The organism is Kushneria halocnemicola, assembly GCF_965650455.1.
Taxonomy (GTDB): Bacteria; Pseudomonadota; Gammaproteobacteria; order Pseudomonadales; family Halomonadaceae; genus Kushneria.
The window spans coordinates 2,138,719-2,164,981 of the sequence record NZ_OZ287968.1; the positions used below are offsets into that span (position 1 = coordinate 2,138,719).

Annotated in this window: 21 protein-coding genes; 14 read left to right on the forward strand and 7 right to left on the reverse strand. The window is 62.8% G+C overall.

The window, feature by feature from the left end; genetic code table 11:
- Window positions 1-36: 36 nt before the first annotated feature.
- From ACS92L_RS09775 to trmB, 6 genes are all read right to left on the reverse strand, one after another.
- Window positions 37-2,061, reverse strand: coding sequence for a CocE/NonD family hydrolase (locus tag ACS92L_RS09775; RefSeq protein WP_438764512.1), 2,025 nt, complete (start codon window positions 2,059-2,061; stop codon window positions 37-39).
- Window positions 2,058-3,752 carry a BCCT family transporter gene (locus ACS92L_RS09780; protein ID WP_438764514.1) on the reverse strand — a complete coding sequence of 565 codons (1,695 nt, stop codon included), beginning with the start codon at window positions 3,750-3,752 and terminating at the stop codon, window positions 2,058-2,060. Before ACS92L_RS09780 ends, ACS92L_RS09775 begins: the two co-directional genes overlap by 4 nt.
- A gap of 267 nt (window positions 3,753-4,019) precedes the next feature.
- Window positions 4,020-4,388, reverse strand: coding sequence for a diacylglycerol kinase (locus tag ACS92L_RS09785; RefSeq protein WP_438764515.1), 369 nt, complete (start codon window positions 4,386-4,388; stop codon window positions 4,020-4,022).
- Between the two features lie 193 nt (window positions 4,389-4,581).
- Complete coding sequence (dacB, locus tag ACS92L_RS09790; protein WP_438764516.1) at window positions 4,582-6,069, reverse strand: D-alanyl-D-alanine carboxypeptidase/D-alanyl-D-alanine endopeptidase; 1,488 nt, start codon at window positions 6,067-6,069, stop codon at window positions 4,582-4,584.
- Window positions 6,070-6,173: 104 nt separating this feature from the next.
- A complete protein-coding gene (locus tag ACS92L_RS09795) occupies window positions 6,174-6,512 on the reverse strand; it encodes a DMT family transporter (protein ID WP_211308794.1) in 339 nt (112 codons plus the stop codon).
- A gap of 34 nt (window positions 6,513-6,546) precedes the next feature.
- Window positions 6,547-7,245, reverse strand: coding sequence for a tRNA (guanine(46)-N(7))-methyltransferase TrmB (trmB, locus tag ACS92L_RS09800; protein ID WP_438764518.1), 699 nt, complete (start codon window positions 7,243-7,245; stop codon window positions 6,547-6,549).
- Between the two features lie 79 nt (window positions 7,246-7,324).
- On the opposite strand from trmB, the gene ACS92L_RS09805 reads away from it, so the two are divergent.
- The 14 genes from ACS92L_RS09805 to ACS92L_RS09870 all read left to right on the forward strand — a co-directional run bounded on the left by ACS92L_RS09805 (window position 7,325) and on the right by ACS92L_RS09870 (window position 25,760).
- Window positions 7,325-7,927, forward strand: coding sequence for a DedA family protein (locus tag ACS92L_RS09805; protein ID WP_438764520.1), 603 nt, complete (start codon window positions 7,325-7,327; stop codon window positions 7,925-7,927).
- Between the two features lie 261 nt (window positions 7,928-8,188).
- Complete coding sequence (locus ACS92L_RS09810) at window positions 8,189-10,054, forward strand: beta-ketoacyl synthase (protein ID WP_438768459.1); 1,866 nt, start codon at window positions 8,189-8,191, stop codon at window positions 10,052-10,054.
- Between the two features lie 159 nt (window positions 10,055-10,213).
- On the forward strand, window positions 10,214-10,696 hold the full coding sequence (gene coaD / locus ACS92L_RS09815) for a pantetheine-phosphate adenylyltransferase (protein WP_438764521.1): 483 nt from the start codon (window positions 10,214-10,216) through the stop codon (window positions 10,694-10,696).
- A 77-nt stretch (window positions 10,697-10,773) separates the two neighbouring features.
- Window positions 10,774-11,028, forward strand: coding sequence for a YfhL family 4Fe-4S dicluster ferredoxin (locus ACS92L_RS09820; RefSeq protein WP_438764522.1), 255 nt, complete (start codon window positions 10,774-10,776; stop codon window positions 11,026-11,028).
- 236 nt (window positions 11,029-11,264) lie between these two features.
- On the forward strand, window positions 11,265-12,626 hold the full coding sequence (locus ACS92L_RS09825; RefSeq protein WP_438764523.1) for an MATE family efflux transporter: 1,362 nt from the start codon (window positions 11,265-11,267) through the stop codon (window positions 12,624-12,626).
- Between the two features lie 88 nt (window positions 12,627-12,714).
- A complete protein-coding gene (locus ACS92L_RS09830) occupies window positions 12,715-15,624 on the forward strand; it encodes an MASE3 domain-containing protein (RefSeq protein WP_438764524.1) in 2,910 nt (969 codons plus the stop codon).
- 242 nt (window positions 15,625-15,866) lie between these two features.
- Window positions 15,867-16,994: a 2-keto-3-deoxygluconate permease gene (locus ACS92L_RS09835; RefSeq protein ID WP_438764526.1), complete on the forward strand. Its 1,128-nt coding sequence runs from the start codon at window positions 15,867-15,869 to the stop codon at window positions 16,992-16,994.
- Between the two features lie 80 nt (window positions 16,995-17,074).
- Window positions 17,075-18,361: a nickel-dependent lactate racemase gene (gene larA, locus ACS92L_RS09840; RefSeq protein WP_438764527.1), complete on the forward strand. Its 1,287-nt coding sequence runs from the start codon at window positions 17,075-17,077 to the stop codon at window positions 18,359-18,361.
- 16 nt (window positions 18,362-18,377) lie between these two features.
- Window positions 18,378-19,289 carry an ATP-dependent sacrificial sulfur transferase LarE gene (gene larE / locus ACS92L_RS09845; protein ID WP_438764528.1) on the forward strand — a complete coding sequence of 304 codons (912 nt, stop codon included), beginning with the start codon at window positions 18,378-18,380 and terminating at the stop codon, window positions 19,287-19,289.
- A complete protein-coding gene (larB, locus tag ACS92L_RS09850) occupies window positions 19,282-20,019 on the forward strand; it encodes a nickel pincer cofactor biosynthesis protein LarB (RefSeq protein WP_438764529.1) in 738 nt (245 codons plus the stop codon). The genes larE and larB overlap by 8 nt, the downstream gene beginning before the upstream one ends.
- Entirely contained in the window at window positions 20,016-21,389 is a 1,374-nt protein-coding gene (larC, locus tag ACS92L_RS09855; RefSeq protein ID WP_438764530.1) for a nickel pincer cofactor biosynthesis protein LarC, read from the forward strand. Before larB ends, larC begins: the two co-directional genes overlap by 4 nt.
- Before the next feature lie 270 nt (window positions 21,390-21,659).
- Window positions 21,660-23,975, forward strand: coding sequence for a 4-hydroxythreonine-4-phosphate dehydrogenase PdxA (gene pdxA, locus ACS92L_RS09860; protein ID WP_438764531.1), 2,316 nt, complete (start codon window positions 21,660-21,662; stop codon window positions 23,973-23,975).
- Window positions 23,976-24,019: 44 nt separating this feature from the next.
- Complete coding sequence (locus ACS92L_RS09865; protein ID WP_438764533.1) at window positions 24,020-24,946, forward strand: NAD(P)-dependent oxidoreductase; 927 nt, start codon at window positions 24,020-24,022, stop codon at window positions 24,944-24,946.
- A gap of 40 nt (window positions 24,947-24,986) precedes the next feature.
- Window positions 24,987-25,760, forward strand: coding sequence for a DeoR/GlpR family DNA-binding transcription regulator (locus ACS92L_RS09870; protein ID WP_438764534.1), 774 nt, complete (start codon window positions 24,987-24,989; stop codon window positions 25,758-25,760).
- A 52-nt stretch (window positions 25,761-25,812) separates the two neighbouring features.
- On the opposite strand, the gene ACS92L_RS09875 is transcribed toward ACS92L_RS09870, so the two are convergent.
- Complete coding sequence (locus ACS92L_RS09875; protein WP_438764536.1) at window positions 25,813-26,094, reverse strand: hypothetical protein; 282 nt, start codon at window positions 26,092-26,094, stop codon at window positions 25,813-25,815.
- Window positions 26,095-26,263 lie beyond the last annotated feature (169 nt).

Here is a 26,263-nt window from a genome sequence, read left to right on the forward strand (position 1 = left end):
CAGCATAGCATGCCCGCCCCGGTCGACAGGACACCGTCAGATCGCCGTACGCGCGATGGTGTGCGCCCACTGGCGCTCGCTGACGACCCGATCCCCCTCACGCGCCACCTGTGAAGCGTCAAGATAAAAGTTCGTCTCGTCGCAGCGAAGCTCATAGCGGCTTTCGACCTCGACCGAAAACTGCCCCGCCCCCTCATTGCGACTCGCCCGGTAGGTCCACTGGATCTCGGCACGCGTTTTCGTGGCATCCGTGGGGTGGCTGGTATAGATCTCACGCGCGCGCTGATCGACTCTCAATCCGTGATCGACAAAGCGCACGTCGCCCATGTCATCTTCTACCATCACGGTGACTTCGCCGCTGCCCACATCCTCACTGATCGTGCGCTTTGGCGCCCCGGGGCGCAGCGTTTCCAGCCGGCAGGGCGTGGCTGCCTCGGGCGGTTCGAACGGCATATCGATATGGGCCGCCCTGGACACCGGCAGCTCCAGACGCGGCGTACCGGCCAAAAGGGTCAGATCCGAGCGCCTTTTCGGCGACCAGACCAGTGGAAAGCTGGCACTTGATAGCGCCACGCGCAGTCGATGGCCTTTCGGCAGGCGATAGCCGATCAGATCCATCGCCAGGCGAATCTGCAGGGGCGCCCCCGGCACGGGCAGCTCGATCACACCCGGATCGTTACGCAGGTTGAGATTGAGCGTGCCATAGGTGATCAGCGCGCTTTCGCCTTCGGGCGAGACGTCACACAGGCGCACATTGAGCTGGCCACCGTCGGTGTCACTGGCCAGTGACACCTCAATGGTCGGTTGGCCCAGCAGTTCAAGCCCCGCCGCCCACGGCTCGGAGTCAAAGGTCAGCGCCAGGCCGTCATCGCGGCGCTGGTCGGGCGGAAAATCGGCGCCGTACCAGAGCCCGATGTATTCGCCCTGCAGCGACCCGGCCGTCAGCGGCGAGGTAATTCGCCGTGATTCGCTCAGTTCCCCGCGCGCCACCAGCCCATGATCGCCCAGCATCAGCGTGGTCGTCTCGACCTCATCATCGGGTGCCGGCCAGCCATGCGTGCGCACCCACTGCCCCGGGCGCACGTCATACTTTGGCGCCGGCGGCAGGCCGTCCTGCAGATAGAAGGTGCACTCGGGTTCCTCCATGATCCCGGTGTCGATATCCTTCAACCAGTAGTCCCACCAGCGCAGCGCCTCCTGCAGAAAACCGATGGCCGGGTCGGGAATCGCAAAGTGCGGGTACTTGTGAATCCAGGGGCCCACCAGCGCCTTTTTGGGACAGGTGAGCTGCTCCATCATCCGCGGGATCGCGTTCATATAGGCATCGCCCCAGCCGCTGATGGTATAGACCGCCGCCTCGATATCGCCGTAGTTTTCACACACCGAGCCGTGGCGCCAGTAGTCATCACGGTGCTGGTGGGCAAGCCAGGTTTGCGCCAGCAGCGGCATGTTCTCAAGCCGGTTGAGCCACATCTCGCGCCAGCGCTCGCCTACCAGCTGCGGGTCGGGCACGGCGGCCGAAAAGCTCAGCATGGTCGCCGCCCAGCCGAGATTTTCCAGCAGCATGTTGCCGCCCTTGTAGTGGATATCATCGGCGTAGCGGTCATCGGTGGAGCACAGCGTGATGATCGCCTTGAGCGGCTCGGGGCGCAGCGCGGCCAGCTGCAGTCCGTTAAAGCCGCCCCACGAGATGCCCATCATGCCGAGTTTGCCGGTACACCAGGGCTGCGATGCGATCCAGTCGATCACCTCAAGCCCGTCGGCCTGCTCCTGCGGGGCATATTCATCCTGCATCAGCCCATCGGATTCGCCGTTGCCGCGCATGTCGACCCGCACGCAGGCGTAGCCGTGCCCGGCCAGATACGGATGCGTCAGCTCATCGCGCACTGCCGTGCCGTCGCGCTTGCGATAGGGCAGATATTCCAGGATCGCCGGCACCGGATGCTGCTCGGCGTCTTCCGGCAGCCAGATGCGCGCGGCCAGCCGGGTGCCGTCGGAAAGCGTGATCCAGGTATTGTCGATATGTCGCACGCGGTGAGGAAAGTCATCCCTGATGTTCATTGTCTTGCGGCCCGTTCGGTCGTGGAGGGGGGTTCAGTCGTCGTGGCGTGGCGGTCCGTGGTGTCGCCACTCATGCTGCCCGACGACGCATGTTCCGACGGCCCGTTATCCGAGAGCACGTTTTCCGACAGCACGTTTTCCGAGAGATAATCGGCCGTCTGCTCGAAAAGCGGCGGCTCATTGATTCGCGAGGGATCACCGATCCAGCGCCAGATCGAGACGCTGGCCAGCAGAATCATCAGCATCGCCGGCAGCCCGCCCAGGTTGGAGAGCATTTTCACCCCCTCGATGCCGACGAAGCTGGTCATGACCCAGGAGACGGTGCCGATGATCACGCCCCACACCACCTTCATGGGCAAAGAGCTGGTCATGTCGGAATCGGCGGTCAGCCCACGAGTGCACAGATTACCGATGGCATCGGTATTGGAATCCGCCGCCGTTACGTAGGAGATAAAGGCGATGAACAGCAAAAGCGGTACGGTAATGGCGGCCAGAGGCAGCTCGCCAAAGAAGCTGTAAAGCACCTGTTCGATACCTGCGTTGTTGAGCAGGGCATAGAGCTTCGAGTCGTCGGCCATGTCCAGATGCAGCGCACTGGTCGAGAAGATGATGATCCAGGCCATCGCACACAGCGCCGGCAGGATCAGATTGATGTTGAGAAATTCGCGCACCGTATAGCCGCGCGAGATGCGTCCCAGAAACAGCGAGGTCACCGGCGCCCAGGCGAACCACACCGCCCAGTAGAAGATGCTCCACGACTGCGCCCAGGTGTCCTCTGCCGCCGTGCCGGTATAAAGACTTTGTACGAAAAAGCCGTCCAGATAGGTGCCGATCGACTCCACCCCCAGCCCCAGCATGTAGAGCGTCGGGCCGGTAATCAGCACAAAAACGGCAACCACCAGCAACAAGAACGCGTTGAGCGAGGAAAGTCTGGCGATACCGCGCTGCAGGCCGGTGGCCGCCGAGATCACGAAGGTGGTCACGATCAGCGCGGTCACGATACCCAGCTTCCAGGGGCTGGTCTCTCCACCGATGTAGCCGTTGAGTCCGCCGGTAATGGTCAGCGTGCCGGTGCCCAGCGATGAGGCCATGCCGGCCACCAGCGCATAGAGCGCCACGGCATCGATCAGCCCGCCGACGCGGCGCACGCGCGCCCGACCAAACAGCGGCTCGAAAAAACTGGCGATCGAGAAGCGCTGGCGGCGGTTGTAAAACACCAGCGCAAAAACCAGGGCCGGTACGGCGTAAATGGCGTAGGGGGTAAACGTCCAGTGCAGGAACATGCTGGAGATGGCAAAGCGGGCGGCCTCAGGGGATTCAGGCGGGATGCCAAGCCCCGGCGCCGGGCCGTGGAAGTGATACAAAGGCTCGGACGTGGTCCAGAAAAGGATGCCAACCGCCAGCGTGGTGCACAGCGTGATCGAAAACCAGCGCAGCTTTGACAGCAATGGCGTGGCCTTCTCCCCGCCAATGCGGATACGGCCCAGTGGCGAGACATAGATAATGATGCCCAGCACCAGCAGATAGAAGCTGCCCAGGCTGAAAAGCCACGAAAAGTGACTCAAAACGAATGTGTTGAGCGCACCGGCCACGCTGACAAAGCCCTCCAGATTGACAAAGCTTGTGACAACGGCGGCCAGCAGCACCAGAAACACGGGCCAGAAAACCCATGGTCGAATGGAATGTGTCATCGCGGTTTTCCCGTAATTTATCGTTATGTGTCCTGCATGACGCAAACATCTCGAGGGCATGACGGCGTTATCGCCGACCCTCATACCACAAGGGAATACCTGATCCATCCAAAGCCTTTCAGCCAGGCCTTGCAATCAATAAATGGGTATACGGGCATGACCTGTGGACATGACGGATCATTAACCTGTCAGAAACCGCCCACAAAAAACGGCCCGAAGCGAATCGCTTCGGGCCGTCATGGCGAAGATGGGCAGGGCCGCCGCGGGTCAGGTCAAACGCACCACCAGCAGGCTGCCCCAGACCAGAAAGGCAAACAGGACGCAGAGAAAAACGGCAGCCGAGCCAAGGTCCTTGGCACGCCCGGAGAGCTCGTGGTGCTCAACGCCGATGCGGTCCACCACGGTTTCCACGGCAGAGTTGAGCAGCTCCACTGCCATGACCAGCACCGCACTGCCCATCAGCAACAGCCATTCGATCAACGACTGCCCCAGCCAGAAGGTGGCCGGCAGCAGCACCACGGTCACGATCAGCTCCTGGCGAAAGGCCGCCTCATTGTGCCAGGCCGCCGACAGCCCTTTCCAGGAGTAGCGCGTGGAATGAAATAGCCGCTTGATACCGGTATGCGCGGGCTTCATGCAGAAGGTTCCTGTCCATGGATCACAGGTGTCGCAGGCAACCTGCCATCTTTAAGGGGAAGGAGGCATCCTACCAAAGCAGTGCACTGCGGGGCCACGACCGGCGCCGGCCCGGGCATGAAAAGATGCCGCCCGGCAGCGGCATGGCGTCTGCCCGACCTGTCGGAGGGCTGACAGCCGGGCGGACATGAGGTCAGTGGCCGGCGATCATGGCATCGATATCGCTGGCCACCGCCTCAAGGGTGGTGGTCCAGTTGATATAGGGCGTGGGGGCCAGACCATTGACCATGACCGTAAAGGCGCCCCAGCGCCCGGATTGCGTTCGAAAATAGCCCGCCACGGCGCGTACCGGTACCGGTTCGTTGAGGGTACCGGTCTTGATCATCACGTTTTGCTGAAAGCGCTGGCTGCCGCGGCGAACAAAGTTCATCGGGCCGTTGACCGGCGTCTGCATGCCGGCCACAAAGACCGGAAAGAGCGCCGGCTGATGGTACATGTGATCAAGCAGCGCCGTGACACCGCGGGCGCTGGTCTGACTTTCCGGCGTCAGACCGCTGCCGGAGCGCATATCGACCGGACCATGACCGGGGATGCCGGTGGCAAAGGCGTTCAGGGCGGCGCCGGCACTCTGCATGGTGGGGGTACCACTGACCAGATTCAGCGCCAGAACGTCGGCCATGAAGTTGTTGGAGTAGTTGAGCATGCGCAGCAGCAGCTCCTGCAGCGGCTTGCCCTCGACCGCTGACAGCACCTGCGCTGTTGTCGCGGGGCGACTCGAGGTGGCAGCAAAACCGCCCGTCACCGCAATGCCGGCATCGCTCATCAGCGACTCGAGCGTTTTGAGCGCCTGGCCGGCCGGGTCGGCGCTGGAGCGATACACGCTGCTGGGCGCGCTGCCCAGCCGGATCTGCCCGGAGACCACCATGGTGTCTTCGCCATTGACGGTCGTGCGCTCGGCGCTGATGCCGGTATTGCCCTGCGACACGGTGGTTACCCGGTTATCCACTCGCGTCAGCGGCGTGGGGCCGGCGCAGCTGCTGACCCGGGCCGGCACCCCCTCGGCCTCACCCGGCATCACGCGCAGACACCAGGTGGCAAAATCCACCGCCGTGGACGTGAGCTGAGCATCGAAGGCATGGCGGGTGCGCGTGCGGGCGTCACACCGATCCGTGGTCACGCAGCTTACCGGGCCGAAGCGCCACTGGCTGGCCAGCACCCGACCGTCGATACGACGGATACCCCGGCTTGCCAGCCCCTGGACCAGCAGCCAGTAGTCTTCGCTGGTCATGCCCGGGTCACCGCCGCCATCAAGGATCAGATCACCCTTGAGCACGCCATCCACGATGGCACCGCTGCTGCGAAGCTCGGTGGTAAAGCGCTTTTGCGGCCCCCACTGGGTCAACGCCGCCGCGGCCGTATAAAGCTTGGATACCGACGCCGGTGTCATCTGCCGGTCGGGGGCGATACTACCCAGTGACTCACCGCTGTCCAGAAGGCGGGCCTGGGCACCGACGACAAATCCCTTGTCCGTCAGCGCCTGGGTGGCAGGAAAACCATCGGCATGCGCTCCGGGGGTTACCACCGACCCGGTGATCAATAGCATCAGGAAAAGCAACAGACAGGACAAAAGGCGTAAGACACTGAAATGACTTTCGCCTACGGCGCTAAACCTTACAGGCATGAAAAATTCCCTGTTTCATGGGCATCTTGTTTAAGCCTCAGAGTAATGGGCATGCCTGTGCCGTGGCAATGCGATACGCCGGCATCCACGGTGTTTTTAAATATTTATTGCGCGTTCATCTTCGAAAAGAACTGCAGGACCACCACACCCGCCACGATAAGCGCGATACCCAGAAGCGCCGGCGCGTCGGGTCGCTCGCCAAAGACGACCATGGCCACCAGCAGCGTCAGCACCATGCCAAGACCGGCCCAGATGGCGTAGGCCACCCCCACGGGCATGCTCTTGAGCACCATCGACAGCAGATAAAACGCCAGCGCATAGCCCACCACCGTGATCAGGCTGGGGCCCGGCCGGGTAAAGGTGTTGGAGGCCTTGAGGGCGTTGGTGGCAATAACTTCGGCACAAATGGCGAGTATCAAATAGAGATAGGTCAGCCAGGGCATGACGTCTTCCTTCCATGGTGGGTCGCGGCGGGGTTCAAGCGTAGTCGATATCCATGGAAGTCAACGCACACTCGAGCTGCCACAGGGCATGCCCGCTGTCGAAGTACTTGCGCTCGAAGGCGCTGATGAAATCGCTTTCCGGCGTCAGCGACAGCGCCTCCACAGGCGGCTTCTGGCCCGTGGCCAGATTGATGGCGCAGGCGAACTCATCGACGTAGACCTGCCAGTTGCTGCGAAGGGTCAGCACGCCGCCCAGTGCCACCATCACCGGGAACACCGGATGGGCATGCCAGCGTCTTTTGAGCTGCGACGCCTTGGGATAGGGGTTGGGATAGAGCACGAAATGGCGTACCGGCTGCCAGCCGGCCAGATGCGCCAGACGCCAGAAATCGACCAGATCGGCCCGCACCCGCAGGGCATTATCGGGAAAGGCGCCCAGTGTCCGGTCGTGGTTTCGCGACAGCCGGTCGGCGCTTCGGTCGATGCCCAGCACGCAGGCCCGGGGGTAACACCGGGCCAGCTGTCGGGTCGAGTGGCCCGTGCCACAGCCGGCGTCCAGAATCAGCGGCCCGCCGTGGGCCTGATAGAACTGCTGCGCCGTGTCAAAGGCGGCCCGGGTGTGCTCGGCGATGGGTCGCTGCCACTGATGGTCGAGCGCGCGCTGAACATGAAAGGTCAGGTCAGGATGCAGACCCGATTGCGTAGAGTGTACCGGTGTGGAGTTGGCGAACATGGTAACGTTTAACAATAATGATGGAACTTTATTGGCACCGCACGGCGCCAACCCCTGATGTCAACGGATCAAGACCCCCATGCAGGCATGGCTTCAGCAGCTTCTGGACACGCACGGCTACACGGCCATTACCCTGCTGACAATGCTCATCAATGCCTTTCCGCCCCTGCCGGCCGAGTCGACGCTCCCCGTTCTTGCCCACATCATGTCCTCCGGCGCCATGACGCCGGCGCCGGCCATCGTGGCCGCTACTCTGGGGCTGGTACTGGGAACGCTGCCGCTTTATATACTGGGGCGCTGGCTCGACGAGCGTCAGTGCATGCGCTTTCTGGCCCGCCACGGACACTGGCTGGCCCTTGCACCACAGGATATCGAGCGCTCGAGCCGGCGCTTCGGGCGTTACGGTGCGCTGGTTGTCCTGTTCGGACGCCTGATTCCGGGTATGCGGTCGCTGGTATCGATACCGGCGGGCTTTCACCGCATGCCGCTTTTGCCCTACCTGTTCTACACCACGCTGGGTTCCTGCCTGTGGGCGTGCTGTCTGGTCGGCGGCAGCCACTGGCTTTTACAGCATACGGCGCTTTCGGGCAGCCTGTGGGTGGTTCTGGTAGTGCTGCTGGCCGTCATCGTGCTTTATGTGGTGCGTCTATGGCGCCACCACCGGCGCACCACCAACCGGTGACCGGGCGATCGAGGCAGACACTGCCCCGCGCCTGTGCCCTCGACACTCTACCACCCTGACATGACAACTCGTTGACCGGCCGACATGACGTCCTGCCCGGGGCGATGCTATCATGACTGCCCTGTTTTGGCGGAGCCATCACGGCATGTGATGGAGACAAATCGCCATCCTTTCAGCGACGCGGTCGCCATGGCTTTATCGCTTCCTTATAGGCATCAACACGAGGGTTTCGGCTTGTCACAGTTACCGGTGATCGTCGGCATGGGCGGTATCAATCCCGCTGGCAGAACGTCCGGTCATCAGTCCTTTTACCGGACCGTGATCGATGCGCTGCCTGAAAAGACCCGACACTACACCCTCTCGGGACTGGCCCGTCTGATGGGACAGCACCTGCCGGACGAGACGGATGATCATGGTAACGCCCCTGACGATGCCACCCTGGCCGCACGCCACGAATCCTACATCCTTCGTCATACCCTGATTCGGCGTATCGAGGACGAGCGCTTTGCCGATGCCGGTATCCCGGCCAATCGCCAGGCCAGCCTGACGCTGGATGCCCCGCTGACGGTCAGCCTCAGTCGTCGCCAGGTGCCCGAGAATCCGCCGGCACACTGGCAGATCGAGGCGATCAATGAGCGTCACGTCAGCGTGACCATTCCTGCCGGCGAATTTGACGTCCTGCTGCCGGAGCGGCGCGACGCGCTGGTCAAGAGTGCCGGCCAGCTGCCGACCGGATTTGATCCGGCCGGTTTCTATCGCAGCGTGCACCACCCGCGCGCCCTGTCGATGACCATCTTTGCCGCCTCCGACTGCCTGGGCCAGAGCGGGTTTGAATGGGACAGCCTGAGCCAGAAGCTCGATCCCGATCAGATCGCCGTGTATGCCGGCAACTCGATCGGCCAGCTTGATGCCCAGGGCTGGGGCGGCCTTTTGAACAGCTTCGTAACCGGCCAGCGCACCACATCCAAGCAGATGCCGCTGGGCTATGGGCAGATGCCGGCCGATTTCCTTAACGCTTATGTGCTGGGCAGCGTGGGCGCCACCGGTGCAATGCAGGGCGCCTGCGCGACCTTTTTGTACAATCTGCGCCTGGGCGTGGACGACATTCGCATGGGTCGGCGCCGAATGGTCATGGTCGGCACCGCCGATGCCCCCATCACGCCGGAAATCGTTGAAGGCTTTCGCGTCATGAGCGCACTGGCCGATGATGCCAGCGTCAAGGCGCTCGACGCTCTGGAGCTTTTGACCGACGAAGACTATCAGCGCGTGTGCCGCCCCTTTGCGCGCAACTGCGGTTTTACCATCGCCGAGTCCGCCCAGTTTGTCATGCTCATGGATGACAGTCTGGCGCTTGAACTGGGGGCCGATATCCTGGGCGCCGTGCCGGAAGTCTTCATCAATGCCGACGGCTACAAGCGCTCCATTTCAGCGCCCGGCATCGGCAACTACATCACGCTTGGCAAAAGCGTGGCGCTGGCCAGCAGCATTCTGGGTGAAAGGGCCGTGCGGGAACGCAGCTATATTCATTCCCACGGCACCAGCACCCCCAAAAATCGAATTACTGAATCCCATGTGCTCGACAGCGTGGCGCGCGCCAACGGTATCGAGCACTGGCCGGTGGCCGCCGTCAAGGCCTACCTGGGCCACTCCCAGGGCAGCGCCGCCGGCGATCAGCTGATGAGTGCGCTGGGCAGTTTCAAAACCGGCCTGCTGCCGGGTATTTTTACCCTCGATGCCGTGGCCGACGACGTTCATGGCGAGCGTCTGGATATCTTTCGCGACCATCGCGAGTTTCGCGCCGATGTCAGCTTCATCAACGCCAAGGGCTTTGGCGGCAACAACGCCACGGCGCCGCTGCTGTCACCGGAAGTGACAGAACGGCTTTTGACCCAGCGCCACGGCGAAGCGGCCATGACCCAGTGGCGTCGCCGCCGCGAGCAGATACGCGAGTGTCAGGCGCGCTTCGAGGCGCAGGCGCATCGGGGCGAGTTTTCACCCATTTACCGCTTCGGTGAGGGCGTGCTCGAAGGCCCTGAACTCGAGGTCAGCGCCCGCGACATTCGCATCCCCGGCTATCACAAACCGGTCTCGCTGGAGGTTGACAATCCCTTCGGCACGCTCGATTAATGCATCAACGGGGGCGACTGTGCCGGTCCGGCAGCAACGTTTGTCGCCCGGAAGACTTTACAGTAACCTCCCGACGCCGTCGGCAGCCCGGACGCGTATCATCGAAAGCCCTGACCGGCGTCACACTGCCGGCATGTCGGGGATTGATGGAGCCTGTACATGAACATTGTGGTCTACCCCGGAACGTTTGATCCGATCACCAACGGGCATACCGATCTGATCGAACGCGCCGCCTCGATGTTTGATCGCGTCATCGTGGCCATCGCGCAGAGTCCGCGCAAGCAGCCGGCGTTGTCACTTGATGAGCGGGTGGCACTGGCCCGGGAAATCCTGGGCCATCTCGACAATATCGAAGTGGTTGGGTTCAGCTGCCTTTTGACCCAGCTGGTGGACCGGGTGGGCGCCCGCATCATTTTGCGCGGTCTGCGCGCCGTCTCCGATTTCGAATACGAGCTGCAGCTGGCCAACATGAATCGGGCGCTGGCACCTCACGTGGAAAGCCTTTTTTTGACGCCCGAAGTCGAAAATTCCTATATTTCATCCACTATCGTGCGTGAAATTGCCCGCCTTGGCGGTGACGTTTCAACGATGGTGCATCCCCGCATCGCCCGGGCGCTGGAAGAACACTTTCGCAGCGACTGATACGGCGAACGGCCCAGGGCCGGCGGATGACAGCCGTGCAGCGCTCACCTGCAGCGCGCGCGAACCAGGAGGTTACCATGTCCCTGATGATCACCGATGAGTGCATCAACTGCGACGTTTGCGAGCCGGAATGTCCCAATAACGCCATTTCACCGGGCGAAGAGATCTACGTGATCGACCCGGGGCTATGTACCGAGTGTGTCGGCCATTTTGACGAACCGCAGTGTCAGCAGGTCTGTCCGGTCGACTGCATTCCACTCGACCCCGAGCGCGAGGAGTCACAAGAGCAGCTGATGGAAAAATACGAGCGCATCACGGCCGTTGAAAGCTGATCATTAAAGACTTTCGACGAATTTGAAAAAAGGGGGCAGCCTTCAGGCTGCCCCCTTTTCATGATCGATTAGAGAATATGCCAGTCGAAGGGCTGCCCTGAAAGGCCCTCATTGCGGGGGCACTGTCATGTCTTGAGCATCGATCACACTGATTCTGATATCTGCATCCTGCGAGCGTACTGACGCCACACTATCGGTGTGGCAGGCTCGCGTCGTACCCATTGGTCGGTAGCCACATGTCCCAGTCTCGATCCCCTGCCTTTTTGCCGCGCCTTCACGACGTCTGGCGGCTTTCATGGCCCATCATCATCTCCAATGCCAGCGTGCCGTTGCTGGGACTGGTGGATACCGCCGTCATCGGTCACCTGCCCCACGCCCGCTATCTGGCGGCCGTCACCCTTGGCAGCACGCTGTTCAGCTTTCTGTTCTGGGGGTTTGGCTTTCTGCGCATGGGTACCACCGGGCTGACCTCTCAGGCCGCCGGGCGAGGCGAGGATCAACGCGTTCGCGACCTGCTCGGGCAGTCGTTGCTGATCGGTGTGATCATCGGCCTGGCCCTGGTGGCGCTGTCAGCACCGCTGATCGATATCGGCCTGCGACTTTTGCAGCCCGACAGCGAGGCGACCGCACAGCTGGCCGCCGACTACGCGCATGTTCGTATCTTTTCCGCGCCGGCAGTGTTGATGAACTACGCCATCATCGGCTGGTTTCTGGGGCGTCAGAATGCCCGCGTCACCCTGCTTTTGATGCTGGTGACCAACAGCATCAACATCGTGCTCGATATCGTGCTCGTGGTCGGGCTCGACATGAACGTCAAGGGCGTGGCCACCGCATCGCTGGTCGGCGACTACACGGCGCTGGCGGTCGGGCTGTGGCTGGTGCGGCGCGCGCTGAAAACGCTGGGGGGGCGGTTTGATGCCACGCCACTCAAGCGCATCACGGCCTATGGCGAGCTTTTCCGGGTCAATCGCCATCTGTTTATCCGCACCCTGTGCCTTTTGTTCGCCATGGCCTTTTTTACCTCCCAGGGCGCGCAGCTGGGCGATCAGACGCTGGCTGCCAATGCCATTTTGATGCAGCTGGTCATGATGGTCTCCTACGGCCTGGACGGATTTGCCAACGCCGCTGAAGCCCTGACCGGGCGAGCCGCCGGGCGACGAGACTGGCGCGAGTTCGCTGCGTCGGTACGAGCCTGTGCGGTATTTTCGCTGTTGACGGCGGGGCTGGCGGCGCTGGCCTTTGCGATTGGCGGCCCCTGGCTGATTGCGCGTCTGACCGGTATCGAGGCCGTTCGCCATCTGGCCGGCGACTATCTGCCATGGCTGGTTGTCATGCCGATGATCGCGGTGTGGAGCTATCTTCTCGACGGGGTGTTCATCGGCACCACGCAGACCCGGGCCATGCGCGACACCATCATCGCCGCCCTGCTGGTCTACCTGCCGGTCTGGTGGCTGACCCAGCCACTGGGCAATCACGGCCTCTGGCTTGCCTTTACCACCTTTACGCTGGTGCGCTCGCTGGGGCTTGGCATGATCTATCTGGCAAGACGTCGAGGGCAATGGTCTGACCGGGGCGACACGAATCGTTTCAATGAATAGACCCCAGGAAAGCGCGATTTTCTTGAATTAACACTTTATACCTACTGGCCTAATATGCAGCCTGCACCTCTAAACGCCGGATGGTGGGATGGCAACGCTCAAGACAGCTCTTAAACATCTTCTGACTGGCCCGCTGGGCAGCCTCTTCTGGGCCCTGCTCGGGCTCATGGTGGCTCTTGCCGTGCTGCCGGGCCAGCAGGTGTTTGGCCTGCAGGAGAGCTACCTGGGCTTTCACTCCCTGGTCGAGCTGACCTGCGTGATGGTGGCCGTGCTCTCCGCCCTTGCCATTTTTAACAGCTACCGAACGCTTTCGACCCAGTATCTGTGCGTGGGCAGCCTGCTGGCACTGTCAGCCGTTATGGACAGTCTGCACCTGCTGTCCATGCCCGGCATGGCCGATCTCTTCTCGCCCAACACGCTCGACAAGGCGATCTATTTCTGGCTTCTGGCCCGACTGAGCGCGATCAGCGCCCTGCTGCTGCTGTCACTTTCTCACCTGTCGGATCAGCCTGCCCGCTTTCCGCGCCTCATACTGATATCGTTTCTGGCAGCAGGCGTTGTGGCCCTGGTGGCCGTTTTCGGCTACCTGCAGCAATTGCCGACGCTCTATATCCCGGGCCGGGGTCTGACACCGCTCAAGATCTCACTTGAATGGGGGCTGGCCGGCATGAGCGTGCTTGCCGGTATCATCCTGCTGCGCTCCTCACGCCTGCGCCAGCGACGTGACCGGGAGATGCTGACGCTGGCGGCCTGGGTCACGGCGCTGGCCGAGATCTGCTTTACGCTGTATGGCTCGGCCAACGATGAATTCAATATTCTCGGGCATGTCTACAAGGCCGTATCCTACGTTTTGATCTTTCGCGCGCTCTTTTTGAGTCATCTGCGCTATCCGTGGAAAGCACTGACCGAAACCCGAACCACGCTGACGCATCAGGAGCAGCGCTGGAACCTGGCCCTGACAGGCTCAGATACGGGCGTGTGGGACATGAATCTCGTCACCGATGAACTGTTTGCGTCCGCCCAGTTTCATCAGATTCTGGGCTATCGCAACGGTGCGCTGCCGCGCGATGCCCAGTCCTGGCGCGAGCGCCTGTTTCATCCGGATGATCTCGAGCATGTGATGGCAAGCTTTGACGAGCATGTGGCCGGTCGCAACGCCCACTGGCGCTGCGAATACCGGTTTCTCGATGCCAGTAACAAGTGGCGCTGGCTGCAGGCCAACGGCCAGATCATGGCCTTTGATGAAGACAAACGCCCGACCCGGATCGTGGGGACGGTCATCGATATTCAGACGCGCCGTGAGCAGGAACAGCGCCTGGCGGAAACCCGCCGGCGTCTGCAGACCCTGTTTGATACCACGCCAACCGGCATGCTGGTGATCGACCATCTGGGCGTGGTGCACCAGCACAACCCCATGCTGGAGCAGCTGCTGGCGCCACACGAGATCGTTATCGGTGAGGAAAACATCTGGCGGTGGGTCAGCAACGACCATGACGCGCAGGCTCTGCAGCACTGGCAGGCATGGCAGGGGCAGGACGCCACCCAGCGCCGCGAATCGACCTGGCACCGCGAGCTGCGCATGGACCTTTATGGCCATGGACGGGCCGGGCAACCGCTATGGGCGGAGTGGGTCATTGCGCCACTGCCGGAGGAAAACCTTTATCTGTTGCTGATCGAGGACATCAGCGCCCGCAAGCAGGCCACCGAGCTTTTGCTGGAAAATGCCGGGCTCTATCGCAGCACCTTTGAAAGTGGCAATGCCATCAAGCTGCTGCTGGACCCGGAAAACGGCGAGATCGTCGATGCCAACGCGGCCGCCAGCGACTACTACGGTCATTCGCTGGACACGCTCAAGACGATGACCATGCAGGACATCTCGTTGACGCCGCTGATCACCCGTCAGCAGCGCGCTCACCAGACGCTGGCACAGCACGAGGGGCATTTCGAGACGCGCCATCGCCTGGCCGAAGGCGCCATACGCGATGTCGAAGTGTTTGTGGCCCCCGTGGTAATCGGCGGTAGAACGCTGATCTACGAGATGGTCCATGACATCACGGCGCGCAAGGAGGCCGAACAGGGGCTGGTGCTGCTCAACCAGCGCCTGTCGCGCGACGGTCTGTATCGACAGCATCTCAACCAGTTGAGCACGTATCTGTTCGAGCTTGACGACATTAACGGGGTCGTACCGCTGCTAAAAGCGTATCTGCCCCGGTGCTTTCCCGACACCAGTGGCGAACTGGCCCTGCGCATCGAGGAGCTGGATCAGGCGCACTGCATCACCTGGGGCAGCCCACTGGCTGCGCAGCCGGCCTTTGAATATCGCCAGCGTCTGACCACGGCCACCGGCGCACTGGGACGCATGACCCTGCAGGCGGTCCCGCTGGATGACGAGGACCGCCAGCGTCTCGAGCGCATGACCGATGAGACCGCCCGCATCCTGACGCTGACGCTGATCAATCTGCGCCTGCGCAGCCAGTTGACCAATCACGCCTACCGCGACGCCCTGACCGGGCTGTACAACCGGCGCTATCTCAACGAGACGCTGCCTGAACTGCTTGCCGGCTGCAGCGACGAGGCCCCGGTATCGCTGGCCCTGCTCGATCTGGATCACTTCAAGCGGCTCAACGATACCTGGGGGCACGACGCTGGTGACCAGGTGCTGGTGGCGCTGGGCGAGATTCTGACCCAGCGGCTGCGCGCCACGGACATCTCGTGTCGCTACGGCGGCGAGGAGTTCATCGTGGTGCTGCCGGGGGCCAACGCCGGCATTGCCATGATGCGCCTCAACGAGGTGCTCGAGCAGTTCGGTCGATGGTCCATGACCATCGGAGATGATCGAATCGAGCATCTCACGTTCTCGGCCGGGCTGATCGAGGCGCGTTGCCAGAGCCGCGACATGAGCACCCTGATCGAGATGGCCGACCAGGCGCTTTATAGCGCCAAGCATGCCGGTCGCGGGCGTGTGCATCAGGTCGAGCAGGCACTGCCACTGACCTGACCCGCAGAAAATGGCCCAGCGGGCCGGCATCAAAGACCTCTCTTTGGTCGTAGAAAGCATTGCCATAAACCGGCGTCAGCCCGGTAACCGAACGGCCCGACAGGTGAAAAAGCCGGCGCTGATATAACGATGCCACGTTGGTCGCATTGCCTGACCTGATCGATTCGATCATTTTTTCTCTCGTTTTAATCATCACATCTGCACCTTGCAGATATTTGTCATGATCAGCGGGAGACATGCCCATGCGTTTGCTTGCCACGGTACAAAAGGTCCCAGGCGGTCTGATGGTGGTGCCGCTGATTCTTGGCGCAACGCTCAATACCATCGACCAGCTTCATCTGCCCTGGATTACGGCGGTATTGCAGTGGCTGGGGGCCGGCCAGACAGACAGCGGCAATTATGAATTTCTGCGCATCGGCGGTTTTTCCCAGGAGCTTTTCAAGGACGGCGCTCTGGTTCTGATCGCGCTGTTTCTGTTCTGCTCGGGCAGCCAGATGAACCTGCGTGTGGGTGGCAAGGCGCTCAAAAAAGGGCTGTTGCTGGTCAGCGCCAAGTATCTGACCGGTCTTGCCGTGGGGCTGGCGCTGGGGTTCATGTTTGACCCCATCAATGGCCTGCTGGGCCTTTCCACGGTGGCCATCATCGCCGCCATGACCAACGGCAACGGCGGCATGTATGCCGCACTCACCAGCCAGTACGGCAACCGCTCCGATACCGGCGCCGTGGCGATTCTCTCGCTCAACGATGGCCCCTTCTTCACGCTCATGTCGCTGGGGCTTTTAGGCTCGCAGTTCCCCATGATTGCCTTTATTGCCGTGCTGCTGCCCATCGCGCTGGGCATGCTGCTGGGCAATCTGGATGAAGACATTCGAGCCTTTCTCAAACCCGGCGAGATTCTGCCGGTGCCCTTTTTTGCCTTTGCCCTTGGCGCCAACATGAACCTGGCCGTGTTTTTCAATCCGCAGGTCGTGGGCGCTGGCCTCTTGCTGGGCGTGATGACCACGGTGCTGACCGGTGGCGCCGGCATCCTGATCTTCAGAGCCTTTCGTGAACGCAGCGTGATCGCTCCGGTTTCTGAGGCCACAACGGCCGGTAACGCAGCCGGCACCCCGGCGGCCATCGCCGCGGCCGCCGCCGTTGCGGCAAGCTCCGGGATGATGAGTGCGGCAGAAGCACAGAGCTATCAGGACCTGGTCAACGTGGCGACCTCCCAGATTTCGATTGCCACCCTGACCACGGCGATTCTCGGCCCGGCGGCCGTGATCATCATCGACCGCTGGCAGCGCCGACGCGGTATCGATGGCACACTCGAAGACGAGCCGGCACGAACAGCCGACAGGGTGGATGCCTCTTCCGGCCCCGGCGCGTAAGCTACGCTGACAACCCTTATGCCATGACATCCGTTATAGCCTGTGCCGGCCGATGTGCCGGCACGACGTCGGGAGCGCACATGAAAACCTCACTGTTGTATGGCCGGGGCGAGCTGGCACTCGACGTGCCGGATAACGCCTTTATCGTGACACCGCCGGCGCAGCCGGCCCTTGAGTCACCGCAGCAGGCCGTTCGAGACGCCCTTGATGCCCCCATCGACACGCCGCCCCTGCGTCAGATGGTGCAGGCCACGGACCGGGTGGCGATCGTGATCAGCGACATCACCCGCCCCACGCCCAATCACGTGCTGGTGCCGCTTCTGATCGAGGCACTCAATCACGTACCGCACGAGCAGTTCGTCATCATCAACGGCACCGGTACCCACCGTGATCAGACCGAAGAGGAACTGCGCACCATGCTGGGTGACTGGGTGGTGGATCACATCGAGATCATCAACAACCACTGCGACAACTACGACGAACTGGTCAACGTCGGCGACAACAGCTTCGGCTGTCCGTCCTGGCTCAACAGGCGCTATGTCGAGGCCGATTTTCGCATCGTCACCGGCTTTATCGAGCCGCACTTCTTTGCCGGCTTCTCCGGTGGCCCCAAGGGCATCATGCCCGGCATCGCCGGCCTTGAGACCATTCTAACCTTCCACAATGCCCGCATGATCGGCGACCCGCGCTCGACCTGGGGCAACATGGTAGACAACCCGCTGCAGGCCATGACGCGCGAGATCAACGCGCTGTGCCCGCCGCACTTCATGCTCAACGTCACGCTCAATCGCGACAAGGCGATCACGAAGGTGTTTGCCGGCGACATGGCCCAGGCACACCGGCAGGGCTGCGAGCACGAACTCAAGCACGCCATGGTGCGCTGCGATGAGCGCTTTGATGTCGTGATCACGGGCAACTCCGGCTATCCGCTGGACCAGAACCTGTATCAGGCCGTCAAGGGCATGAGCGCGGCGCACAAGATTGTCCGCGAAGGCGGCACCATCCTCATGGCCGCCGAGTGCTCGGACGGCCTGCCCGACCACGGCCGCTTTGCCGAAATACTCGGCATGGCCGACTCGCCCCAAAAGCTTCTGGAGATGATCGAAAACCCGGACTTCAGCATGCTCGATCAGTGGCAGGTGCAAAAACAGGCCGTCATCCAGTGCTGGGCGGATGTCATGCTCTACTCCACGCTCACTGACGATCAGGCGCGCCTTGCCATGATGACGCCGGTCCATGATCTTGAGGAGACGCTTGCGACCCTCAAGGCGCGTTATGGCGAGAACATGCGCGTGGCCGTCATGCCGCTGGGGCCGCTGACGGTGCCCTATGTGGATGACAACGCCGCAGATGACGACAACGCCTGAACGTCAGGAGAGTGACATGAGCGATCAGCTGATTGCCCGCCAGGCGGTCAATGCCGCCCCCCGATCCGGCCCCGAACTTGAACACGCGGTCAGCGACGGCCGGGCGCTGGATCAAAAGCTTGAAACGCTGCGCGCCATGCTGCGCGAGATGGGCGACGTCGTGGTGGCCTTCTCCGGCGGGGTGGACAGCACCTTTTTGCTGGCCGTGGCGCTGGAGACCCTGGGCACGGATCGGGTACTGGCGGTGACGGCAGATTCCGAGTCCTACCCCTTTGAGGAGCTCGACGCTGCGCGAGCCCTGGCCGAGCAGCTGGGCGCGCCGCACCGGGTGATCGAAACCTCCGAGATCGCCATCCCCGGCTACGCCGACAACGACGCCCAGCGCTGCTACTACTGCAAGACGGGGCTGTTTACCCATCTGGCGCCCGTCATGGTCGAGGCCGGCTTTCACAACATCGTCTTCGGCCTGATTGCCGATGACGACGGCGAACACCGCCCGGGGACCGTGGCGGCGCGTGAGCACGGCGTGCGCGGTCCGCTGCATGAAGCCGGTCTCTACAAGGCCGAGATTCGCGAGCTCTCCCAGGCGATGGGCCTGCCGACCTGGAACAAGCCTTCGCTGGCGTGTCTCTCTTCCCGGGTGGCCTACGGCGAGCGCATTACGCTTGAAAAGCTTGAGCGCATTGCCGAGGCCGAGCGACGCATACGCCGCCTTGGTGTGACGCAGCTGCGCGTGCGTCATCACGGCGAACTGGCACGCATCGAAGTCACGCCCGAGGAGATGCCGCTGCTGCTGGCCCATCACGACTGGGTGGTCGAGACGCTGACCGAGCTGGGTTATGCCTGGGTGACGCTGGATCTGGCCGGCTATCGCAGCGGCAGCATGAACCGGCTGCTGCGTCATGAGGAGGACACACTGCATGGCTGAACGGCCCCCCGAGCCCATTTCCGATCTGGGGTTTGCCCGCGTCGATCATGACCGCGAAGCGCGCAACGGCGTGCCGGAAGTGGTCTTTGGCGAAGGCAAGCGCGCCGAACAGATCAGTGCCATCGTGGCACGGCTGCTCGCGCGCCATCAGCGCGCGCTGGTCACCCGCGTCGATGAAGAACGCGCCGAAGCCGTCCTGCGTGATCACCCCGAGGGCCACTATGACCCGGTCAGCCGCCTGCTGCACTGGGGCCGGGCACCGCAGTCGCTGCCCGGCAGCGCGGCGGTGGTCTGCGCCGGCACCTCCGATCTGCCGGTCGCCGAAGAAGCCGCGCAGACGCTTGAATGGCTGGGCGTTCACGCCCCGCGTCTGAGTGATGTGGGTGTGGCCGGCATCGACCGGCTGCTGGCGCATCGCCAGGCGCTGGCCCGCGCCGATGTCCTGATCGTGGTGGCCGGTATGGAAGGCGCCCTGCCCAGCGTTGTGACCGGGCTGGTCAACAGTCCCGTCATCGCGGTGCCGACCTCGGTGGGCTATGGCGCCAGTCTGCAGGGCGTGACGGCGCTTCTGGGCATGCTCTCGGCCTGCGCCACCGGCATGAGCGTGGTCAATATCGACAACGGCTTTGGCGCGGCCTGGCAGGCGGCCGGCATCCTGCGGCTGGCCGCGCGCGGCGTGCAGGACACGCCCCTTCACTTTGACTCGCCACAGGACACGTCCGGATCATGACCACGCTGCACATTGACTGCACCTTCGGCATCGCCGGCGACATGCTGCTGGCTGCGTTGATCGATCTGGGCGCCGATCAGGCCTTTATCGATCGCGAGCTGCGCCGCCTGCCCATCGATGACTTCCGGCTTTCCAGCGAACGCGTGGAGCGCTGCGGCATCAGTGCGCGGCGGCTGTCGATCCAGCTGGACGGCGACCCGTCTCCTCACCATCAGCCTCATCACGAACATCATCACAGTGGGCATCATCATGGTCATGGCAACCACGACCACAACCACGACCACGACCACGACCACGACCACGACCACGACCACGACCACGACCACGACCACGACCACGACCACGACCATCATCAGGGTGGCGCGGCGCACCACCACCCGCACCGCCCGGCCGGCGAGATTCTCGACATGCTGGCGCACGCCACGCTGCCCGACCGGGTACGCATACGCGCCACGGCGCTGTTTACCGCCATTGCCGAGGCCGAGGGGCGCATTCACGGCATCGACCCGAAGGACGTGCACCTGCACGAGGTCGGCGCAATGGATTCGATCATCGACATCATCGGTGTCTGCCTGGCGCTCGAAAACCTGGGGGTGGATCACATCACCGCCTGCCCGGTCCCGGTCGGCCACGGCGTGGTCTCCATGGCCCATGGACGCTTTCCGATTCCGGCCCCGGCCGCGCTGGAACTTTTAAAGGGCGTGCCGCTGTCCGACTTCGATGCGCCTGGTGAGCTGACCACGCCCACCGGTGCGGCCTTTCTGGGAGTACTGGTGTCCCGCTTTGGCACCCTGCCGGCACAGGCACCGACGCAGATCGGCTATGGCGCCGGCCATCGCAATCCGGCGCATCCCAACGTGCTGCGGACCGTCCTGTTTGATCACGCCACGGACGCGCCTTCGGGTCACGACAATGATCAGACATCCACCCGGGAACAGATCACCGTCCTGTCATGTCAGGTCGATGACGCCACCGGGGAACAGCTCGGTCATGCATTGACGCTTTTGATGGACGCCGGGGCGCTGGATGTCTTTCACACGCCGGTTACCATGAAAAAGTCCCGCCCCGGGGTGCTGGTGACCGTACTGGCCCGGATGGAAGATGCCGACCGGCTGGAAGGGCTGCTGCTGATCCATACGCCCACCTTTGGCGTGCGACGCCAGACCTGTCAGCGCCGTATTCTCGAGCGCCATATCGAGACGCTGACGACGCCGCTGGGCGAAGTACGCATTAAGGTCGGCCTGCTGGAGGGCACCGTTTTGCGCCAAACGCCGGAGTACGAAGACCTGCGCCGTCTGGCGCTCGCCCATGACCTGTCGCTGAGCCAGACCCTCGAGCACGTTCAGGCGGCCCTGCGCGCGTCAGACTGAGCCCCGGCGTGTCACACCCTGAGCCATCAGGGTGACAACGACTCCCGACGGGCGGCGACGATGCCTGCCCCGCCGGGCGGTGATCGTTATTATCTTTTCGATCACGCCCACCGACCGGCCACCTCTGAAAATTTATCCTTTTATTTTCATCAGCATGTATAAAATTTAGACCTTTGACGCACGACATAACGCTTGCCCTTTATTATCGTTTCGATCATTTTATCTTTTTAAAACTATCGAAACGATCAAAAAGGCCATGAGGTCACTGCCATGCCCCGCCCTGCCAATGCCTCAAACAGCCCCTGTCATCGCACCAGGCTGTTGATTCTGGCCGATGACCTGACCGGCACCGCCGACTCGGCCGTGACCTGCAGCAGCGCCGGACTGACCACGCAGGTTCTTTTAAATGCCACCGCCGAGGCCCCGGCCGACGTCATCGCCATCGATACCGATTCCCGGAGCTGTGCGCCGGCGCAGGCGGCACGGCGCAATCGCGACTGTCTTGAGCACTGGCAGGGTCGGCATGAGTCTCTCTACAAGAAGATGGACTCGACCCTGCGCGGCAACGTGGCCGCCGAACTTGCCGCACTGATCCCGCTGGCCGGCATGGCCATCGTGGCGCCGGCCTTTCCGGCCACCAGTCGCACGACGCGTCAGGGTCGCCAGTATCTCGATGACCGGCCGGTCGAAGCCTGCGAGGTATGGACCAATGAGGGGATGACCGGCCGGGCCGATCTGGTCGCCATGCTGAAACAGGCCGGCCTTGAGACCACGCTTTTAACGCTTGATGACCTGCACCAGCCGCCCGAGGCCGTTACGCAGCGTCTGGCGAGCTGGCAGCACGAGGGCGTTCAGGCCGTGGTCTGCGACGCACTGACCGGAGACGATCTTGCCCGCATCGCACACGCCTCGGCGCCGCTTTCCAGCGTGTTCTGGGCCGGCTCGGCAGGGCTTGGCGAGGCGCTGCCCGAAGCGCTTGGTTTGCTGCCCACCAAGACAGCCACCTACTCACCGGCGACAGCTCATTCGACCGGGCCGACCCTGATCGTGGTCGGCAGCATGAGCGGTGTGTCCCACCGTCAGGCCGATGCCCTCCAGGCCCTTGCCGGAGCCTCGCTTGAAACCGTATCGCTGGAAGCCGCCCTGCTGCGCACCACGGCTTCAGACAGTGAGCACGACGCCCTTCGAGCACGCATCGAAAAGGCACTGCGTTCAGGTCGTGACGTGCTGGTGCGACTGGTGCAGGGCGAGGATCGCAACACGCAGGAGGCATCGCAGCTCAGCGACCGGCTTGGCGAGCTGCTGGCCCCCCTGCTGTCTCACGTATCGCGCCTGATCGCCACGGGCGGCGCCACGGCTCGCGCCATTTTGACCGCCGCCGACATCGTCGAGCTCACGCTTCTGGATGCCCCGGATATCGGCATGGCGCGCATGACAGGCCCTGCGCCACGCTCGCTTGAAGTCATCACCAAGGCCGGCGGGTTCGGCGATTCAGACGCGCTGGCCCGCCTGTGGCATGCCGGTCGCCCAGGCCCCACCCAACACGGCCCTTTCACACTATCAGGAACTTCCTCCATGACAGACCGCCCCGTTATCGGCATTACCATGGGCGACGCCGCCGGCGTTGGCCCGGAAATCATCGTCAAGAGCCTGGCGCATGACTCGGTGCACCAGCAGTGTCGGGCGCTGGTGATCGGTGACGCGCGCCGCCTGCGCGACGCCGCGGCGCGTCTGGGCAGTCCGGTAACGATTGTTGCCATTGAAAGCCCGGATCAGGCCCGCTTCGAGCCCGGGATCATCGACTGCATCGATCTGGCCCTGATCCCGGAAGATCTGCCCTATGGCGAGATCTCCGCCGTGGCGGGTGATGCGGCCTATCAGTATATCGCCCGCACGGTCACCCTGACCCAGCAGGGCCAGCTTGATGCCATCTGTACGGCGCCGCTCAACAAGGCGGCCCTGCATGCCGGGGGACATGTCTTTCCCGGGCACACCGAGCTGCTGGCCCATCTGACCGGCACCGAGGAGGTGTCGATGATGCTGGTGACGCCCAAAATGAAGGTGATCCACGTCACCACTCATTTAGGGATTATCGATGCCATCGCCCGTATCGAGCCGGGCCTGGTGCAGCGCACCATCGAGCGCGCTCACGAGACGCTGGCCCGCGCCGGTATCGACAACCCGCGCATCGCGGTGTGTGGCATCAATCCGCACGCCGGCGAAAACGGCCTGTTCGGTTACGGCGAAGAAGAAGAGAAGATCATGCCGGCCATCGAGGTTTTGCGCGCGCGCGGCTGGAACGTGGAGGGCCCGCTGCCGGCGGATACGCTCTTTTTCCGCGCCGGGCGCGGTGATTTCGACTGCGTGGTCGCCATGTATCACGATCAGGGTCACGGCCCGGTCAAGGTGATGGGGCTTGAAGCCGGCGTCAACGTCACGGTCGGCCTGCCGGTCGTGCGCACCTCGGTGGACCACGGCACGGCGTTTGATATCGCAGGCCGGGGGATGGCCGATGAGCGCAGCATGCTGGAGGCGCTGCGCCAGGCGGTCGAGCTTGCCGACCGGCATGATGGCAACGTGGGCTGAACCGGATCCACCGATAACGATTTTTCAATGCTCAGGAGAGACACATGGCGATCATCGGTTTTGCAGGACTCGGACTCATGGGCGCCGGCATCGCCGGCAACATTTTAAAGGCAGGATATGCGCTCAGGGTACTGGCGCATCGTAACCGTCAACCCATCGACGACCTTGTCGCCCGGGGCGCCGAGGAGGTCACCAGCGCGGCGGCGCTGGGCAGTGAATGCGATATCGTTTTTCTCTGCGTGACCGGGGCGCCGCAGGTTCGGGCACTGATCGAAGGTGATGAGGGTATCCGCGCCGGCGCCCAAAGCGCCGACCGTCAGGGCCTGGTGATTGTTGACTGCTCGACTTCCGAGCCGACCGTGACCCGCGAGCTTGCCGCCTCGCTGAGCGAAGACGGCATCACGCTGATGGATGCCCCGCTCGGCGGCACGCCTACCCAGGCCGAGGCCGGCGAGCTTCAGGCCATCGTCGGAGGGGATGCGTCAACGCTGGAGGCCATTCGCCCGGTGCTGGACACCTGGACCACGAAGATTTTGCATGTCGGCCCGGTCGGCGCCGGCCACACCATGAAGCTGCTCAACAATTTCCTCGCCATGGGCTATGGCGCCATCTTCACCGAGGCGCTGACCATTGGTGCCAGGGCCGGTATTACGCCGCAGACGTTTGATAGCGTCATTCGTGGCTCACGCATGGACAGCGGCTTTTATCGCACCTTTTTCCAGTACGTGCTGGAGCGCGACCGCGATGCCCATCGATTCACGCTGGCCAATGCCCACAAGGATACCCGCTATCTGGCCTCACTGGCCGAAGAAATGAACGTGGACGCCGGCGTTGCCAGAGCCGTTCGGGATCTCTATGCCAGCGCAGAAGACCAGGGGGATGGCGAGAAATTCGTACCAGAGCTTTCCGATATCTTTGCCGCCCGCCATCAGGTCTTTTTGAACCAGGCGCCGGACACGGCCGGAAACTGATATCGTCACGGCGTGATGTCTGTCTCACCAAGGAGTCGCAATGAAGGTTGCCCGCCGCCGCGAGGCCATGCTCAATGCCGTGCTGTCCGGCATGACCGATGTAGAGACCCTGTGTGCCCACTTTGGCGTCTCGGAAGCGACCGTGCGGCGCGATCTGGGGGCGCTGGCCGAAGAGGGGCTGATCGTGCGCACCTATGGCGGCGCCGCCCACATCGGCACCCGCGAGCCGGAGCTGACGCTGGAACAGCGCCAGTCCTGCCACGAGCAGATCAAGACACGCCTGGCGGCGCTGGCCCTTGAGCAGATCAGGGATCATGACACGCTGCTGCTCGATGGCGGCACTACCACGGCCGCGCTGGCCGACGTGCTGCACCAACGCCAGGGGCTGCACGTCATTACCAATAACCTGGCCGCCCTGTCGGCCCTCAAACGTCTCCCCGAGGGCCGGGTGACCGTACTGGGCGGTGAGGTGCGCCTGTCCAGCATGACCACCATGGGCCCTGCGGCCCAGGCCATGCTGGCGCGGCTGTCGGTCGACCGGGTGTTCATGAGCGCCGACGGAGTAGCCGCCGATCTGGGGCTTTGCGAGGCCAGCCCGGAGCAGGCCTGGCTCAAGGAGCTGATGATCGCTCGCAGCGCCAGATGCTATGTCATGGCCGATCATACCAAGCTGGGGCGAACCAGCCAGCAGCACTGGACGCCGCTGCCGGCGCAGTGGACGCTGATCACCGATGCCAGTGATGAGCGCGCCCTGACTCCCTTTCGACAGCACAACGTCTGCGTGCTTACCCTGAACGCGTCATCGAGTGAGTAGCGTCGATGCCGGCGCACAACGAAAAGGCCCCGCTTGATCGCGGGGCCCGGGGTTAACGTTCGGGGGTAAAGCTCGGCGGGTCGCTGGCGGGAAAGCTTTCCTCCATCGCCTCATCCACCCCGCCGATATCGCTATCGATGGCCGGATCGCTGTTCAGGATTTCCGCTTTCTCATCGACGATCAGCTCATCGCTGACGTTGACCATATCGACCGGCACCCAGACATGCTTGCCGTGCTCGTCGGCCAGTCTGAGGTAGCCGTCCTCTTCGGTCTCGACCCGGCCCAGCAGCTGGCCCCGGGTGTCGTGTACCTCACGTCCCTGCTCGATTGTCATGGATGCGTCTCCCGCACTCTGGAACATGAATGGCGATTGCCCTCACTGGTCCTTTCAAGCCTGGCACCGCTGAAGGTAACGAAAGCGGCAATATTGTTGATTTATATCGACCGATGCGCACAGGACTCGCGATTACGGTACCAGGATACTGCTCGGGTACACTTTCTTG

Excerpts from the sequence above, each read along its gene's own strand:
- ACS92L_RS09780 (WP_438764514.1), bottom strand. The coding sequence starts at position 3,752 with ATGACACATTCCATTCGACCATGGGTTTTCTGGCCCGTGTTTCTGGTG.
- ACS92L_RS09820 (WP_438764522.1), top strand. The coding sequence starts at position 10,774 with ATGTCCCTGATGATCACCGATGAGTGCATCAACTGCGACGTTTGCGAG.
- pdxA (WP_438764531.1), top strand. The coding sequence starts at position 21,660 with ATGCCCCGCCCTGCCAATGCCTCAAACAGCCCCTGTCATCGCACCAGG.
- coaD (WP_438764521.1), top strand. The coding sequence starts at position 10,214 with ATGAACATTGTGGTCTACCCCGGAACGTTTGATCCGATCACCAACGGG.
- ACS92L_RS09775 (WP_438764512.1), bottom strand. The coding sequence starts at position 2,061 with ATGAACATCAGGGATGACTTTCCTCACCGCGTGCGACATATCGACAAT.
- ACS92L_RS09870 (WP_438764534.1), top strand. The coding sequence starts at position 24,987 with ATGAAGGTTGCCCGCCGCCGCGAGGCCATGCTCAATGCCGTGCTGTCC.
- ACS92L_RS09835 (WP_438764526.1), top strand. The coding sequence starts at position 15,867 with ATGCGTTTGCTTGCCACGGTACAAAAGGTCCCAGGCGGTCTGATGGTG.
- ACS92L_RS09865 (WP_438764533.1), top strand. The coding sequence starts at position 24,020 with ATGGCGATCATCGGTTTTGCAGGACTCGGACTCATGGGCGCCGGCATC.
- ACS92L_RS09875 (WP_438764536.1), bottom strand. The coding sequence starts at position 26,094 with ATGACAATCGAGCAGGGACGTGAGGTACACGACACCCGGGGCCAGCTG.
- ACS92L_RS09795 (WP_211308794.1), bottom strand. The coding sequence starts at position 6,512 with ATGCCCTGGCTGACCTATCTCTATTTGATACTCGCCATTTGTGCCGAA.
- ACS92L_RS09805 (WP_438764520.1), top strand. The coding sequence starts at position 7,325 with ATGCAGGCATGGCTTCAGCAGCTTCTGGACACGCACGGCTACACGGCC.
- ACS92L_RS09830 (WP_438764524.1), top strand. The coding sequence starts at position 12,715 with ATGGCAACGCTCAAGACAGCTCTTAAACATCTTCTGACTGGCCCGCTG.
- larC (WP_438764530.1), top strand. The coding sequence starts at position 20,016 with ATGACCACGCTGCACATTGACTGCACCTTCGGCATCGCCGGCGACATG.
- ACS92L_RS09810 (WP_438768459.1), top strand. The coding sequence starts at position 8,189 with ATGGGCGGTATCAATCCCGCTGGCAGAACGTCCGGTCATCAGTCCTTT.
- larB (WP_438764529.1), top strand. The coding sequence starts at position 19,282 with ATGGCTGAACGGCCCCCCGAGCCCATTTCCGATCTGGGGTTTGCCCGC.
- trmB (WP_438764518.1), bottom strand. The coding sequence starts at position 7,245 with ATGTTCGCCAACTCCACACCGGTACACTCTACGCAATCGGGTCTGCAT.
- dacB (WP_438764516.1), bottom strand. The coding sequence starts at position 6,069 with ATGCCTGTAAGGTTTAGCGCCGTAGGCGAAAGTCATTTCAGTGTCTTA.
- larA (WP_438764527.1), top strand. The coding sequence starts at position 17,075 with ATGAAAACCTCACTGTTGTATGGCCGGGGCGAGCTGGCACTCGACGTG.
- larE (WP_438764528.1), top strand. The coding sequence starts at position 18,378 with ATGAGCGATCAGCTGATTGCCCGCCAGGCGGTCAATGCCGCCCCCCGA.
- ACS92L_RS09825 (WP_438764523.1), top strand. The coding sequence starts at position 11,265 with ATGTCCCAGTCTCGATCCCCTGCCTTTTTGCCGCGCCTTCACGACGTC.
- ACS92L_RS09785 (WP_438764515.1), bottom strand. The coding sequence starts at position 4,388 with ATGAAGCCCGCGCATACCGGTATCAAGCGGCTATTTCATTCCACGCGC.